This window comes from Pirellulales bacterium (genome assembly GCA_019636335.1).
Classification (GTDB): Bacteria; Planctomycetota; Planctomycetia; order Pirellulales; family JAEUIK01; genus JAHBXR01.
Genome location: JAHBXR010000013.1, coordinates 37,403 through 52,469 on the forward strand (window position 1 = coordinate 37,403; position 15,067 = coordinate 52,469).

Below are 15,067 nucleotides of genomic sequence, written 5' to 3' on the forward strand. Positions count from 1 at the left end.
CTATTCGCCGAGCGTCTTCTTTCGCCGTAGGATGTGGTGGTAATGCTGCGCGAAACGATGCGCCTCATCGCGCACGTACTGCAACAGCCGTAGCGCGTACGAGTGCCGCGACAGCTTGAGAGGCTCCGACTCGCCCAGGCGATAAATTTCCTCCTCGCGCTTGGCCAGCGAGATCACCGTCGGCGGCCGGATGCCCAGCGACTCGAAGGCCGCCAGCCCAGCCGCCAGTTGCCCCTTGCCCCCGTCGATCAGCAGGATGTCGGGGAAGACCTCCTGGTTCTCGTCGAGCCGCTGGAACCGTCGAGCGACCACCTCGTGTATGCTGGCGAAGTCGTCGATGCCGGCTACCCCCTGGATGCGATACCGCTTATAGCCCGGCTTGAAGGGGAGGCCGTCGATGAATTGCACCAGGCTGGCCACGGTGTCCTGCCCACCGAGATGGGCGATGTCCACCCCTTCGATCGTGCGCGGTGTCTCGTCGAGCCCCAGCACCTTCTTCAAGCCCGCCAATCCCTTCTTGGGGTCGATATAAAACACCTCGGGCTGCTCGTGCGTGTCGAGCTCGCCGCGCTCGTCGAGCGTCTCGAGCATGCGGATTTCGTCGCGCAGTCGGGCCGCCTTCTCGAACAGCCGCTTCGACGCTGCCTCGGTCATCTCGTCCCGCAGTTCCGAAAGCAACTTGCTCTTGTGCCCTTCGAGAAACATCCGCAAGCGGCGAATATCGCGGCGATATTCCTCTTTCGAGATCCGCAGATTGCAGGGAGCCGTACACTGCTGGATGCTCGCCAGCAGGCAGGGACGAAACCAGCGCCACTTTTCGTCCCCGTCCTCAATGTCCAGGCTGCACGTGCGGAACTTGAAGATCTTCTGCAGCACCTGGATGGCCCCGCGCAGGCTGCCCGCGCTGGCGAAGGGGCCGTACAACTTAGTCCCCCGTTCGCTCGGCTCGCGGGTAAACTCGACGCGGGGAAAGTCCTCGCGGGTGTAGATCTCGAGGTAGGGAAAGCTCTTGTCGTCCTTGAAGTCGGTGTTGTATTTCGGGCGGACATCCTTGATGAGCCGCGCCTCGATCAACAGGGCGTCCACTTCGCTATCGGCCTCAAGAAAGTCGATATCGGCGATCTCGCGTACCAACTCGGCCGTGCGACGTTCCTCGGCCGCCGCTTTGAGGAAGTAGCTCCCCGCGCGCGAACGCAGGTTCTTGGCCTTGCCGACATAGATCACGCGTCCCGCGGCGTCCTTCATCAGATAGACGCCCGGCGTGTGGGGGAACTCGCGCACCTTGGCCGCGGCCGCCCGGAACCCCAACGGCGCATCCTCGGCCAAGGCCTCGACCATCTCCTCGGCCGGCGGTAGAGGCTCGCGGGCTCCCTCGTTCGGCTCAGGCTGTTCGGCCGGGTCACTCACGCGCGCACATCCCTCGCTCGAAAACGCCCCTGGAAACAGCCCCGCTACATTGTAGGTCAGGTACCCCGTACCTGACACTTGATCGATTCGCCACGTCGAGCTTTGTCAAGTAGGGAGTCATGGGGTAGCACCGATCATTTTGCGGAGCCGGCTATCCACTCACTCGACGCACGTCGCAAAATAGTCGGTGTTGCGCCGCAACCAGAGGCATTGTGGCGATTCGCTCGCAATCGTGGCTTGGCCGCGCACCACACCTCTGGTCGCTGCGCGACACGGACGACATTCCGACTCGGAGTTCGACAGCTTGGAACGTCGCTCCGGAATATCGTCCGTGCTATCCATTCGATACGTTGCGCGTCCCGGGTAATCAGATCTTCTCCGCATACGCGGCGAGATCCTTTTCCAGGGCCTGGAATCGCGCGTCAAGTTCCTCGCGCGTGTCGTCGAGGTTCGCCAGCATCTCGGCCGGCTCGTAGGCGAACATGTAGAACTTCACCTTCGGCTCCGTGCCCGAGGGACGCACGGCGATCGAGTTACCCGCCGCGGCCAGGTCGAGCATGACCATATCGGTGCGCGGTGCGTCGAGCGGTTGGCGCTCGCCCGACGGCAGAAGGACGACGCCGTGTTGGAAGTCGCGGACCTGTGCGACTTGGATCCCGCCCAGGCTCTGCGGCGGATTCGAACGGAAAGCCTGCATCAGGGCCGTCATCCGCGCCATCCCCTCCGAACCGGGCATCGTCTGCGAAACGGTTCGCTCGGCGTGATAGCCATATTGCCAGTAGAGCGCCTCGAGCTTTTCCCACAGCGTTTTGCGTTCGGCCTTGAGTTGCGCGGCCAACTCGGCCAGCAACAGGGCGGCCACGCCCGCGTCCTTATCGCGCGAGTATGTGCCCGCCAGAAAGCCGTGCGATTCTTCCGCCCCGAACAGGAAACGATCGGGGCCCTTTTCGTCCATCAGGCCGGCGATCCATTTGAAACCGACGGGCAAATCGCCATAGGTACGCACGCCATAGCTTTCGCCGATGCGGCGAATGATGTCGCTCGTGACGAGCGTCTTCACCAGGTAATGCTCGGGCGAAGTCGCGCCCGCCTTGCGCCGCGCTTCGCAGAGGAACTCGGCCAACAGCGCCGCGATCTGATTGCCCGTGAACGTGGCCCATTCGCCCCCCGCCTTGCGCGGCGCGGCGCAGCCCAATCGATCGGCGTCGGGATCGGTCGAGAGCACCAGGTCAGCTCCGATCTCTTTCGCCCGGACGATCATGGCGTCGAACGTGGCGGGATTCTCTGGGTTCGACACGTGACCAGGCACATTCGGGAAATCGCCGTCCGGCTGCGCGTGCGGCTCGAAAAGTTCCACGTCCTCGAAGCCGTCGGCCGCCAGCACGGGCAGCACTGCCGACGCCCCCACGCCGTGCATGGGGGAATAAACCACCTTCAATTGGCGCGGGCCGGCCACGCGTTGCGTGAGCATCCCTTCGAGATAGACGCGGTCGACCTCTTCCTGGCAGTAGACGATGCGCCCTTCAGCTCGGGCCTTATCGAACGGAATCCGCTCGATCGTCTGGACCGCCATGACGCGCTCGATCACCCCTTTGTCGTGCGGCGGCAGGAGCTGTCCGCCGGTCGACCAGTAGGCCTTGATCGCGTTGTCCGAGGGGGGGTTGTGGCTGGCCGTAATCATGATGCCGCACGAGCAACGCTTGTGGCGCACGGCCACCGAGAGTTCCGGCGTGCTGCGGTAGCCATCGAGGAAGTACACCTTGAAGCCGGCGGCCACTAGGATCTCGGCACACAATTCGGCGAAGTGCCGCGACTTGTGCCGCGTGTCGTAGGCGATCGCGCACGAGAGCTCGCTGGCGGCGTTGTTCTCGCGAACATAGTCGGCCAGCCCCTGCGCGCTTTCGCCCATCGTGCGATCGTTGATGGCATTCGTGCCGACCGGGTACATCTTGCCGCGGCGGCCTCCGGTGCCGAAGGGGATCACGGTCCAGAAGGCGTCGTCGAGGTGGCGCCAATGGGCCGCGCCGATGTCGGCCGCCACGCGCGGGGCGTACTCGGCGAACCGTGGCTCGTTGAGCCACTCGCGGATGTTGGCCGCCGCCGCGTGCGTCACCTGGCCGGCCTGCTCCGCTTGTTCGAGTTGGGTCAAAGCGGTCTGCCGATCGGCACTCGAGAGTTGCTCAGCCATCGTCGGGAAAACACTCGCTAGCGGCCACGAAACAGGGGAATCCAGGCAATTATTCTCCTGGATTTGGCACTCGCCACAAGGGGCGGCCAGCCTAAGAGAAGTGGCACCGCTCGGCCGGCCTGTGCTGTTCGATTTTGAGTACCCAGCAGTATGTGCTAGGGTCGCGAACTCGCCGTGTCGTGTCTGCTCGAAGGATTTGCTGGTTACGAGCACATCACAACCCGAAGCGTCAGCGAGGGGATTCCTGGAAAGAACGTCGACCGAGGCGCTCCCTCGCTCACGCTTCGGGTTAAGATTCGTCGATAGCACGACTTCAAAAAACTTTTGCGAGGACTCCGGCTCAAACAGCAGGGACCTGCGGCCTGTGCCACTTTCTTATCGCCAGGGTTCCTAGCGAAGAAAATCGCGAATGGCGTATACTTCGACGGCCAAACCTTCACCTTCCGCGGTACCGAGTGTAAGGACGAACTCCCTTGAGCGAGCCGATCATTAGTGTCTCGGGGCTGCGCGGCATCGTGGGAGACAGTCTCACCCCCGAGGTCGCTCTACGCTACGCCTGTGCCTTCGCCTCGACGCTCGAAGAGGGGCCGCTCGTCATCACGCGCGACGGCCGGGCGACGGGAGCCATGCTGGCCGAGGCGATTCACTCCGGCTTGATGGCGATCGGACGCGATACGATCGACGCCGACGTCTGCGCCACGCCCACCGCGGGCGTGCTCGTGCGGCGCTACCATGCCGCCGGCGGCATCCAAATCTCGGCCAGCCACAACCCGCCCGAATACAACGGCATGAAGCTGTTCGGCTCGCACGGATACGTCATCTCGGCCGCGGAAGGCCAGGCGGTGATCAACGCCTATCGCTCGCGCTCGCCGGCCTGGGTCGGGCATGCGCACGTCGGCAGCACCGACGTCTGCGGCGATCCGTTCGATCGGCATCTCGAGCTGGTGCTCGCCACGGTCGATGTCGACCGCATTCGCGACCGCCAGTTTCGCGTCCTGCTCGACTCGAATCACGGCGCCGGCAGCGAACTGGGCTTCAATCTGCTCGAGGTCCTAGGCTGCGAGGTCGAAGTGCTGGGCGATGTCGCCGACGGACTCTTCGCTCATACGCCCGAGCCGACCGCCGAAAATCTGCGCGAGGTCTTGCCACAGGTGGTGCGCATGGGGGCCGACGTCGGCTTTTGCCAGGATCCCGATGCCGATCGCCTAGCGGTCATCGATGCCGCGGGGAATTACCTCGGCGAGGAATACACGCTGGCGATGTGCGTCGATCACGTGCTGCGCCGCAATCCCGGTCCCGTGGTCACGAACTGCTCGACCAGCCGCATGAGCGAAGACCTGGCCGCCAGGTACGACGTGCCTTTCTTCCGTTCGGCGGTGGGCGAGGCCAACGTGGTTGGGCTCATGCGGCAGGAGAGCGCCGCGATCGGGGGCGAGGGAAATGGCGGCGTGATCGACCCGCGCGTGGGCTTCGTGCGCGACAGCTTCGTCGGCATGGCGCTGTTACTCGACGCGATGGCCGCACGCGAGCTCCCCGTCGCCGTATTGGCCGCGGAGCTGCCCCGCTACGAGATGGCCAAGACCAAGATCACGCTCCCCCCGGAACGCGTCGCCGCGGGGCTCGAACGACTGGCCGCGCACTTCCCCGACGCGAAGTCCGATCGTCTCGACGGCCTGCGGCTCGATTGGCCGGGCAAGTGGCTCCTGGTCCGGGCCAGCAATACCGAGCCGATCGTCCGCGCCATGTCCGAGGCCCCCACCCGCGCCGAGGCCGACCGGCTCTGTGCCGAGGCCGAGGCCCTGTTAACTCGTTAAGTCGCGAGTAACATCGGCACGCCCTTCGCGCGTAGAATGACAGTCCGCTGCTCCCCTTGCTGCCGGTGGTTCTTGGTGCGGACCCAATGGCACCCTCGGCCAAGGCGGCCTGAAAAGCCGCTAGACTGGGGAGATTTTCCCATTCCCGCTGACTTCGCCTGACGGAAAAGCCGATAACTCGCCCCACACGGCTCATTGACACGTAAATGCCGTTTGGGAAGATGGGTTTTCCAGCGAAATGGCGCAGTCCAGCCCCACGCGCTAGCGCTACGGAGTCATACCAAAATGTCGCGCACGACCGTCACGGAACCGAAGCGGCCGACATCTAGCGCCACCAGCGCCAACCAAGGCACTGCCGAACCGCAGGCCGAGCTGGGCTATGTGCCCGATCCCTCGCGGCTGCCCCCGCCCGAAGGCGTCGCCGGTCTCAAGATTCTGTGGCCCTATGTGATCGGGATCGGCGGCATGCACTTGCTGCTGCCGCTGGCCTTCTTCCCCTACTTCTTCAGTTGGACGGGGGTCGTGCTGGCCCTGCTGGGGCTCTATGTCTTTGGCACGCTCGGCATCAACCTCTGCTACCACCGACTGCTCACACACCGCAGCTTCGAATGCCCGCGCTGGCTCGAGCGCACCTTCGCCATCCTGGGCGTCTGCTGTCTGCAGGATGCTCCGGGCCGCTGGGTGGTCGTTCACCGCTTGCACCACCAGCATTCCGATGAACGCCCCGATCCGCACAGCCCCCTGGTGAACTTTCTCTGGGGCCACGTCGGCTGGCTGCTGGTGGCCAATCGCGACGTCAACAACATGAACACCTACGAAAAATACGGCCGCGACATCTTTCGCGATCCGTTCTACATGGGCATCGAACGCAATCTGAACTGGTTGTGGATCTACGTCGCCCACGTGGGCGTCTTCTATCTCGGTGGCTTTTTCGCGGGCTGGGCCATGACGGGCGATTGGCTGGCTGGCGTCCAGTTCGGATTGAGCCTGGTGGTCTGGGGCGTCATCGTGCGCACGGTGGCCGTGTGGCACATCACCTGGAGCGTCAACTCGGTGACCCATCTGTGGGGCTACCGCAATTACGAGACGGACGAAAACAGCAAGAACAACTGGTTCGTGGGCCTGGTGAGCAACGGCGAGGGGTGGCACAACAACCATCACGCCGAGCAGCGCGCCGCGGCGCACGGACATCGCTGGTGGGAGTTCGACGTCACCTACCTCACGATCTGGCTCCTCGAGCGAGTCGGGCTTGCCCAGGAAGTGGTCCTGCCGCGATCCTGGTCGGCCGGGAAGAAGTCTTGACTAGTGGGTAGTGACTATTGGGCAGCGGCACAGGCCGCCGGCCTGTGCGTAGGTCAGGTACGCCGTACCTGACAATGTTTGGCGCGGCCAACTCGATCGATTGTCAGGTACGGAGTACCTGACCTACAAGAATCTGACGCTTCGCATTTCGATAACCGGTTTTCGCAACGCTTCAAATCTCCTATGCGCGAACGCCCTTCGGTCGTCATCACCGGCGTCGGCATAGTGAGTCCGCTCGGCATCGGCCGCGAGCGTTTCTGGCAATCGATCGTCTCGGGCCGCAGCGGCGTGGCCCTGGTCAAGGCGTTCGACTCGATCCATCTGCCCGCGCGCATCGCGGCCGAAGTGCGTGACTTCGAGCCCAAGGAATTCGTTCGCCCACGCAAATCGCTTAAGGTGATGGCCCGCGACTCGCAGTTTGCCGTGGCGTGTTCGGACCTGGCCCTGGCCGATGCCGGCATCGCGGCCGGGCAACTCGACCCCGATCGCTTCGGGGTCGTGCTGGGCGCGGACCGCCTGCGCAACGAGCTGACCGAGTCGGCCCCCACCTACCATGCCTGTGCCCCCGAGGGCACGTTCGAATACGAGCGCTGGGCCACCGACGGATTCTCGGCGATGTATCCGCTGGGATTCCTCAAAGTGCTGCCCAACATGCCGGCCTGTCATATCTCGATCCTGCACGATGCCCGCGGCGCCAACAACACGTTGCACCAGGGAGAACTCTCCACGTTTCTGGCCGTGGCCGAGGCGCAGCGACTCATCGAACGTGGCGGCGCCGACGTCGTCATCACGGGGGGCGTGAGCTCGCGCATGCACCCCATCGATTATGTGCGCCGCTGCCTCACGCTCGAGATGTCGCACCGCAACGATCGACCGGAACTGGCCTCCCGCCCCTTCGACCGCGAGCGCGATGGTCAGGTGTTCGGCGAAGGGGGGGCCGTCTTCGTGCTCGAAAGCGAGGACCACGCCGAGGCCCGACGCGCGAAGATCCTGGGCCGAGTGCTTGGCTACGGCGGCGCCTGCGAACCCCTGCCCCCCGCCGGCCCAATCACCGGCGTCGCGATTGCCCAGGCGATCCGCGCGACCCTGGCCGACGCAAGGATCAGCCCTGCCGAGTTGGGACACGTCAGCGCGCACGGCCTTAGCACGCGGCACGACGATCGTGTCGAAGCGGTGGCGATTCACGAAACGCTGGGGGACGTGCCCGTCTTGGCGCCGAAGAGCTACTTCGGCAACCTCGGCGCGGCGGCCGGGGCCGTCGAATTGGCCGTGAACCTGTTGGCGCTCGAGGCCGGGGTCGTGCCCCCCACGTTGAACGTCGAGTGCGTCGCTCCCGAGTGCCCGATCGACGTCGTGCGACACCGCTCCCTCGCGGGACGACCGGCCACCGCACTGCTCCTCAGTCACACGGCCGAAGGTCAATCGGCCGGCCTGCTCCTCGCCGGCGCGTAGGCCAGGTACTCCGTACCTGACAACATTTGACGTGGCCAACTCGAACAAGTGTCAGGTACGCGCGTACCTGACCTGCTTCTACTTCATCAGCTCGGCGACCTTGGCGTCGATCGCTTCGGCCCAGATCTCGTAACCTTGCGGGCTGAGATGCAGATAGTCGGGCATGATCTCCTTGGTGAGCGTCCCATCCTCGGTGAGAAACTTCGGACCGATGTCGAGATAGAAGACCATCTTGTCGTCAGCCACCTCCGAGGCGAGCTGGCTGGCCTGTGCATTCTTCTCGCGCTGCGGATTCGGCTTCTCGCCGCGCGGGAAAATGGCCAATAGCAGCACCTTGGTCTCGGGCAGCTTCTCGCGCAGCTTGGCGACAATCGCCTTGATGCCGTCGGCGATTTCCTCGGCCGTGTTGTCCGTGCGGTTCGAGTTGTTCGTACCGATCATGACCACCGCCAGCTTGGGTTGGATGCCGTCGATGTTGCCGTGATCCAACCGCCACAGCACGTGCTGCGTGCGGTCGCCGCCGATCCCCATGTTCGCCGCGTTGCGCGGGGCGAAATATTTCTGCCACACCGCGTTGTTGTTCCAGCCCTGGGTGATCGAGTCTCCCAGAAAGACCAGGTCGATATTCCCCTCTTGCGTGCGTTTGTTAATCGCCTCGTGACGCACCATCCAATTGCCGTCGCGGGGCTCGGGCGAGACGGCCGAATGCTCGGCCGCCTGGACGATCGGACCGAGGGTCAACAGGGTGAACAGGCAAAAGGTCAGGCTGGAGCGCGGCACGGTGGGGACTCCCGGTTGGTGGTGAGGTTTCTGGGGGCTGGGCCGGCAAAGGGGACGCCGTGTCGTGCCCAGCGGGGGGATTATGAGCTTAATAGCTGGCACGTGGCCGTGGAAGCTTGGGCGTGCTAGAATCGTGGCACCAACCCTGCCACACGCTTGCTTTGCACTTTTTCGTGGGGCTTGCCCCCTTACTGGCAACCTAGACTTGAGAGCGGCGCGCACCCTCGTGGGAACGCACCGTTCGGCTGCGCACCGGGAGGTCTTATTCCAGCACTGCCATGAGCCAGTCCAAAAAGCGTGTCGGCATCCTCACCAGCGGCGGCGATTGCCCCGGTTTGAATGCCGTCATTCGCGGCGTGGTGAAAGCGGCGGATCAACTCGGCTACGAGTGTGTCGGCTTTCTCAAGGGTTACGAGGGGCTCGTCGACCCCGTCTGTTACATCCCCCTGACGCCCAAGAATACCTCGGGCATTCTCACGCAGGGGGGCACGATTCTCGGCTCGACCAATCAGGGTCGCTTCGCCGCCAAAGTGGGCGCCGACGATAAGCTCGAGATCGAACACGAGCTGCTCGAAAAGGTGAAGACCACCGTCGATCAGTTATCCCTCTCCGGATTGATCTGCGTCGGTGGCGATGGCTCGCTCACGATCGCCGACCAGTTCCACAACTTCGGCATCCCCGTCGTCGGCGTGCCGAAGACGATCGACAACGATCTCTCCTCCACGGCGTACACGTTCGGCTTCGATAGCGCCGTGGCGTGCGCGACCGACGCCCTCGACCGGCTCCACACGACCGCCGCGGCCCACGAACGCATCATGGTGCTCGAGGTCATGGGACGCCACGCCGGGTGGATCGCCCTGCACGCAGGGATCGCCGGCGGCGGCGACGTGATCCTCCTGCCCGAGATCCCCTGGACCTTCGAACACGTCTGCCACAAGATTCTCGACCGCGAGACGAAGGGCCGGCGCTTCACGCTCCTCGTCGTGGCCGAAGGCGCCGAGCTACCCGACGGCAACCTGGTGACGGTGGGCCCGGCCGGAGAACGCCGCCAGGCGCGCTTGGGGGGCATCGGTCACGTCGTAGCGGGCGAGATCCAGGCCCGATTGCATCGCGATGTGCGCTGCGTCGTGCTCGGCCACTTGCAGCGAGGCGGGAATCCCACCACTTTCGACCGCGTGCTGGCGACACAATTCGGCGCGCATGCCGTCCGGCTCGTCCATCACAAACGCTACGGCGAGATGGTCTGTTTCCGACCGCCCCATATTGAAAGCGTGCCCATCGCCGAAGCGGCGGGCAAGCTGTCGATGGTCGATCCCAACGGCTCGTGCGTGCAGGCAGCCCGGGCGCTGGGCATCAGCTTCGGCGATCGCTCGGCCACGGAAAGCCCCTTCCACATGTGCCAGGCCGACCCCGTCTCCGCTGTGTCGAACGGCGAACTGAACGGCGAAGCCAGCGCCGACTTCGTGGCGGCGCATGGAACATTTTGACCGGGGCGGTGTTCCCGATCAAAAAAGCCCTCGCTCGCGCCTCTCGATGTTGCGCTGAACAACACCGGGAAATACACTGCGGCGGGGTAGCACCGATCATCTTGCGGAAAAAACTCTCCTTTTGAAAGAAGCAGAAGTCGCAAGATGGTCGGTGTCGCGCAGCGACCCGAGGAACGAGCAACCGCTCAACCAAGAATCTTCGACAGAAGGGCCGTCTATCAATCCTCTTGTCGCTGCGCGACACGGACGATTTTCCGAACCTACAGGGGGAGCGGCGTGCCGAGGTGTTCGGCGCGGGCTTGTTCTAGCAGCCAGACCCCCAGGGCGACGTCCTCGATCGCCATGCCGACCGATTTGAAGAGGGTCACGCTGTCCGCCTTGCGGCGGCCGACGGCGCGGCCGACGACCACTTCGGCGAGATCGACGGCCCGCGCCCAGTCGAAGATGCCCTTCTCGAGCGCATCGCGGAAATCGCCTGCCTCGCGGCGGCAGGCCTCGACGCTGTCGCAGACGACCGTATCGGCGCGGCGCACGGTATCGGCGTCGATCTCGGCGCGGTTCCACCAGTTCGACCCGACCGCGGCCACGTGTGTCCCTTCGGCCAGGCAATGGCCGTCGAAGACCGGCTCGCGGGCCGTCGTGGCGGTGACTACGATAGGCAGATCCTCGGCGGCGTCCTGGGGGCGATCGACCGGCGTGACGTCGATTTCCAGCCGATTCGACATGCGGTCGGCAAACGAGGCGCGGTTTTCTGGCTTGCGGCTGTAGACGAAGGCCTGCTTGATGGGGCGCGTGACGCACAGGGCGGCCAGTTGCGTCTCGGCCTGAAAGCCGGTGCCGAAGAGTCCCATCTCGGCGGCATCGAGGGGGGCCATGGCCGCTGCCGCCACGCCGGTAGTGGCGCCGGTGCGCAATTGGCCGAGCCGGTTGGCCTCGATCAGGGCGGCCAACTCGCCGCTAGCCTGCGAGTAGAGCGCGAGATGAAAACGCGCTCCGCCACGGACCGTGGCGTAGAGCTTGGCCCCGGAGTAGCCCAGGTAGTCGGCCGAGGCGCTCATCGCGTGCAACACGCTCGTCTGCCCGACGGCGCGGACGCGCGGCACGTTCGTGGCTTCGCCCGCGGCGAGTCGGCGGAAGGCCGCCTCGACCAGGTCCATCGCACGGCGGATGTCGAGCAGCCGACTGACTTCGGCCTCGGTGAGAAACAGCGCAGCCATGCTCGCTCCTTCCGATTCGCCTGCGGTTTACACGAACGGCAGCAGTCGATTCTAACGTTACTTCTCCAGCTCAGCGATGCGTTTGAAGTCGTCTTTCAGCGAGCGGTAGAGTTGCTGGTAGAGTGGGAAGCCACGGTCGTAGTATTTCGCGGCCGGCTTTTGAACCGGTGTCTCCTTGACGACGCGAATGGTCGCCGAACAGGCCTCTTCGACGTTTTTGAAGGCGCCAGCCCCGACCGCGGCCAACAGGGCCACGCCGTACGCCGGCCCCTCCTCAGCGTTGATCGTGACCACCTTCTGGCCGAAGACGTCGGCCTGGATCTGACGCCAGAGGGGACTCTTCGAGCCTCCCCCCGAGGCGCGAATCTGACGCACGGGCACGTCCAACTCGCGGATGATCGCGAGGCTGTCGCGCATGGCGTAGGCCACCCCTTCCATGATGGCACGCACCATGTGGCCCCGCGTGTGGGCCAAGGTCAGGCCGACGAAGCACGCGCGGGCGTCGGGATCGGCGTGAGGCGTCCGCTCGCCCGCCAGATAAGGCAGGAAGATCAGTCCCTGGCTGCCGGGAGGCAGTTCGCGGGCTTCATCGTTCAGCGTGTCGTAGGGATCGCGTTTGGTTTTCTTCGCCGCCGCGATCTCGGCCTGGCAGAGCTTGTTACGGAACCACTGCATGCAGCCACCGCCAGAAAGACTCACCCCCATCATGTGCCACTTGCCGCGAACGGCATGGCAGAACGTGTGCAGCCGGCCGAGGGGATCGATCTTCACGTCGTCGCTGTGGACGAACATGATCCCCGACGTGCCGATCGACGTGGACAGCGTGCCCCGGCTGACGATGCCATTGCCGACGGCGCCCGCGGCGCAATCGCCGGCGCCGCCGACGACGAGACAATCAGCCGTCAGGCCGAGGGTCTTGGCGGCCTCCTTCGTGAGTTTTCCGGTAACCTCTTCCGACTCGTAGCAGGTGGGCAACAAGTCGAGATCGAGTTCGAGCGCGGAGAGCAGAGGCTGCGACCACTGGCGTTTCGCGACGTCGAGCAGCAGCATGCCGCTGGCATCGCTGACATCGGTGGCGTACTCGCCCGTCAGTCGCCGGCGGACGTCATCCTTGGGCAATAGCACCTTGCGCGTCTTATCGAACTGCTTCGGTTCGTTGTTGCGCAGCCAGAGGATCTTCGGCGCGGTGAAGCCGGTCAGCGCCGGATTGGCCACGAGCTTGATCAGCTCGGCACGTCCCCCGACGCGGCGTTCCATCTCGTCGCATTCGGCGGCGGTGCGTTGATCGTTCCACAACAGCGCGCGGCGAATGACGCGGTCGTTCTTGTCGAGAAAGACCGAGCCGTGCATTTGTCCCGAGAGACCGATCGCGCGGACATCGGCCGGCTTGAGCTTGGCCTTGCGCACCACGGCGCGGATCGTCTTGACGGTGGCATCCCACCAGTCTTGCGGCTCCTGCTCGCTCCAAAGGGGCTTGGGGTGGTACGACGGGTAGAGCGACGTGGCCTCGGCCAGGATCTTGCCCGTGGGCGTAATGGCCAGGGTCTTCGTGCCGGAGGTGCCGATATCGATGCCGAGAAAGACGCTCATGGATGCTTGTTCCCCTGCGGATTCCCTGCCACGTACCCGAGCGGCACGCGTGGCGGGATTGTACTCTCCGCAGGGAGACAATTGAACCGTGGCGAAGGGGCGCGGAACGCGTCCTGCCTTTTGATGGACGCGTCGACCCGTGAACTTACAGGCCGGTGTTCGACCAATCGAACGGGACGCCCATGGCATCGCGGAGCGCCGCCGCTTGCTGATCGCTCAGCACCAGGTCAGCCGTCTGCGATTCCAGCATCCGCAGAAACTCGTACCGCGCCACGGCGGGAGCGACACCGGGCGGAACCGTCTGCGCGTAATGGCCCCAGGCCGCGTCCGACCGCGAGGCCAACTGCGTCACGTAGACCATCTGCTCGGGACGCAGGTGAATCTTCGACGCCAGGCTCGGGTTGAGCAAATACTGCGGACCGCTCGGATACTGGTAGCCGATCTGCTCGATGCGCTGTAGTTGAGTAGGCGAAAGGATCGTGCGGAGCTTCGTGTCGACGTCGGCCAACGTCTTCGAGGTCGATTTCGCCGTGGCGGCGCGCTGGCGGGCGTTCTGACCCTTGAGCGGCTTGGTGACGGCCTGGACCTCGCCAGCCAATTGCTTCACGGCCTGACGCTGGCGGGCCGTGAGGCGAAGATCGGCCTGACCCGCGGGCGATTGCAGCAGACGCACGACCGCGGCGGGATCGGCCAAGGGGGGGCCATTCAAAGGAGCGCGGTCCCGATCCTGAGCGACGGCGCCTCGCCCCAAGAGCAAAGATAGAACCACCGCGCCCAGCAGTGCCGTCCAAATGCGTCGCATCGTCCGCGTCTCCATTTCCGAAGTTACGCCCATCGAATGGCGCAACCTATTGCTATTCTTACGTCATCGGTCAAGAAATCGTCCGAAGAATAGCCCGGTTGGGCAGAAATGGCGGGGGCCTAACCAATTACTGTGTAAATGGTTATGACTCGATCCTTGTGGCCTGTCCGTCGAAGCCCCCCGTGGCCTCGAAGAGGAGCAGGGCCTGCCGCACGGCCGCCGCGTCATGCACCCGCACTATCTGCACGCCCGACAGGGCCAGGGAAAGGGCGACGCCGATGGTGCCGGGGGTGCGATCGGCCTCTTTATCGCCGATCAGCTTGGCGATGAATCCCTTGCGCGAATGCCCGACCAAGAGGGGACACCCGAGCTCGTGAAAGTGGCCGCAGGCTGCCAAGAGGTCGAGATTGTGCTGGTGCGATTTGCCGAAGCCGATGCCCGGGTCGAGGGCGATCCTCTCGCGCTCGATGCCGGCCTCGAACAGGGCCTCGCGCCGCTGCCGCAGGTAGCTTCCGACTTCGCGCACGACGTCGTCGTAACGCGGATCGTCCTGCATCGTCTGGGGCGTGCCGAGCATGTGCATGGCACAGACGCCGGCGCCGGAATCGCGGGCCACGCGGAGCATGTCGGCGTCTCCCGCAAGCCCCGTGACGTCGTTGATGATCTCGGCGCCGGCACTGAGGGCCGCTTGGGCCACGCTGGCTTTTGACGTATCGATCGACAGCGGTACCGAGACGCGCTGCGCAAGCGCGGCGACCACCGGCAACACGCGGCGCAATTCTTCGTCGGCCGCGACGGGATCGCTGTAGGGGCGGGTGCTCTCGCCGCCGATGTCGATCAGGTCGGCCCCATCGCGCGCGAGCTGCAGGCCGCGTTCGATGGCAGCCTCGGTGGCAAACGATCGCCCACCATCCGAAAAGCTGTCGGGCGTGACGTTGAGAATGCCCATCACCAGCGGCCGACGTGGCAGGGTCAGCGTGCGCCGCGAGGTACGCCACAACGTGGCGCGCGTGTCAGGCCAGGGAAAC

Annotated in this window: 11 protein-coding genes; 4 read left to right on the plus strand and 7 right to left on the minus strand. The window is 64.7% G+C overall.

All coding sequences use genetic code 11. The annotated features are described in order from the left end of the window. The gene (locus tag KF708_13995) at positions 1–1,338 is read right to left on the minus strand and encodes an excinuclease ABC subunit UvrC (protein ID MBX3413798.1); all 1,338 of its coding nucleotides are present in this window, start codon (positions 1,336–1,338) and stop codon (positions 1–3) included. A gap of 436 nt (positions 1,339–1,774) precedes the next feature. Then, complete coding sequence (locus tag KF708_14000; GenBank protein ID MBX3413799.1) at positions 1,775–3,595, minus strand: phospho-sugar mutase; 1,821 nt, start codon at positions 3,593–3,595, stop codon at positions 1,775–1,777. Positions 3,596–4,068: 473 nt separating this feature from the next. Between KF708_14000 and glmM the strand changes: the two genes are divergently transcribed. The 3 genes from glmM (at position 4,069) to KF708_14015 (ending at position 8,163) form a co-directional block, all read left to right on the plus strand. Beyond that, on the plus strand, positions 4,069–5,409 hold the full coding sequence (gene glmM / locus KF708_14005; GenBank protein ID MBX3413800.1) for a phosphoglucosamine mutase: 1,341 nt from the start codon (positions 4,069–4,071) through the stop codon (positions 5,407–5,409). A 285-nt stretch (positions 5,410–5,694) separates the two neighbouring features. Then, positions 5,695–6,711 (plus strand): fatty acid desaturase, encoded by a 1,017-nt coding sequence (locus tag KF708_14010; protein MBX3413801.1) that lies wholly within the window; start codon positions 5,695–5,697, stop codon positions 6,709–6,711. Between the two features lie 183 nt (positions 6,712–6,894). Next, positions 6,895–8,163 carry a beta-ketoacyl-[acyl-carrier-protein] synthase family protein gene (locus tag KF708_14015; GenBank protein ID MBX3413802.1) on the plus strand — a complete coding sequence of 423 codons (1,269 nt, stop codon included), beginning with the start codon at positions 6,895–6,897 and terminating at the stop codon, positions 8,161–8,163. 78 nt (positions 8,164–8,241) lie between these two features. On the opposite strand, the gene KF708_14020 is transcribed toward KF708_14015, so the two are convergent. Further along, positions 8,242–8,832 carry a GDSL family lipase gene (locus KF708_14020; GenBank protein ID MBX3413803.1) on the minus strand — a complete coding sequence of 197 codons (591 nt, stop codon included), beginning with the start codon at positions 8,830–8,832 and terminating at the stop codon, positions 8,242–8,244. A gap of 389 nt (positions 8,833–9,221) precedes the next feature. On the opposite strand from KF708_14020, the gene KF708_14025 reads away from it, so the two are divergent. Beyond that, positions 9,222–10,430: an ATP-dependent 6-phosphofructokinase gene (locus KF708_14025; GenBank protein ID MBX3413804.1), complete on the plus strand. Its 1,209-nt coding sequence runs from the start codon at positions 9,222–9,224 to the stop codon at positions 10,428–10,430. Positions 10,431–10,690: 260 nt separating this feature from the next. Here the strand turns inward: KF708_14025 and KF708_14030 are convergent, their stop codons facing one another. From KF708_14030 to folP, 4 genes are all read right to left on the minus strand, one after another. Beyond that, positions 10,691–11,647 carry an ornithine cyclodeaminase family protein gene (locus tag KF708_14030; GenBank protein ID MBX3413805.1) on the minus strand — a complete coding sequence of 319 codons (957 nt, stop codon included), beginning with the start codon at positions 11,645–11,647 and terminating at the stop codon, positions 10,691–10,693. A gap of 57 nt (positions 11,648–11,704) precedes the next feature. After that, positions 11,705–13,237 carry a xylulokinase gene (gene xylB / locus KF708_14035; GenBank protein ID MBX3413806.1) on the minus strand — a complete coding sequence of 511 codons (1,533 nt, stop codon included), beginning with the start codon at positions 13,235–13,237 and terminating at the stop codon, positions 11,705–11,707. Positions 13,238–13,382: 145 nt separating this feature from the next. Further along, on the minus strand, positions 13,383–14,039 hold the full coding sequence (locus KF708_14040) for a hypothetical protein (protein ID MBX3413807.1): 657 nt from the start codon (positions 14,037–14,039) through the stop codon (positions 13,383–13,385). 142 nt (positions 14,040–14,181) lie between these two features. After that, entirely contained in the window at positions 14,182–14,988 is an 807-nt protein-coding gene (gene folP, locus KF708_14045) for a dihydropteroate synthase (GenBank protein MBX3413808.1), read from the minus strand. Positions 14,989–15,067 lie beyond the last annotated feature (79 nt).

What these genes read in the sequence shown, in the direction of transcription:
- xylB (MBX3413806.1), bottom strand. Translation starts at nt 13,237, where the DNA reads ATGAGCGTCTTTCTCGGCATCGATATCGGCACCTCCGGCACGAAGACC.
- KF708_14010 (MBX3413801.1), top strand. Translation starts at nt 5,695, where the DNA reads ATGTCGCGCACGACCGTCACGGAACCGAAGCGGCCGACATCTAGCGCC.
- KF708_14000 (MBX3413799.1), bottom strand. Translation starts at nt 3,595, where the DNA reads ATGGCTGAGCAACTCTCGAGTGCCGATCGGCAGACCGCTTTGACCCAA.
- KF708_14020 (MBX3413803.1), bottom strand. Translation starts at nt 8,832, where the DNA reads ATGGTGCGTCACGAGGCGATTAACAAACGCACGCAAGAGGGGAATATC.
- folP (MBX3413808.1), bottom strand. Translation starts at nt 14,988, where the DNA reads ATGGGCATTCTCAACGTCACGCCCGACAGCTTTTCGGATGGTGGGCGA.
- KF708_14030 (MBX3413805.1), bottom strand. Translation starts at nt 11,647, where the DNA reads ATGGCTGCGCTGTTTCTCACCGAGGCCGAAGTCAGTCGGCTGCTCGAC.
- KF708_14040 (MBX3413807.1), bottom strand. Translation starts at nt 14,039, where the DNA reads ATGCGACGCATTTGGACGGCACTGCTGGGCGCGGTGGTTCTATCTTTG.
- KF708_14015 (MBX3413802.1), top strand. Translation starts at nt 6,895, where the DNA reads ATGCGCGAACGCCCTTCGGTCGTCATCACCGGCGTCGGCATAGTGAGT.
- KF708_13995 (MBX3413798.1), bottom strand. Translation starts at nt 1,338, where the DNA reads ATGGTCGAGGCCTTGGCCGAGGATGCGCCGTTGGGGTTCCGGGCGGCC.
- KF708_14025 (MBX3413804.1), top strand. Translation starts at nt 9,222, where the DNA reads ATGAGCCAGTCCAAAAAGCGTGTCGGCATCCTCACCAGCGGCGGCGAT.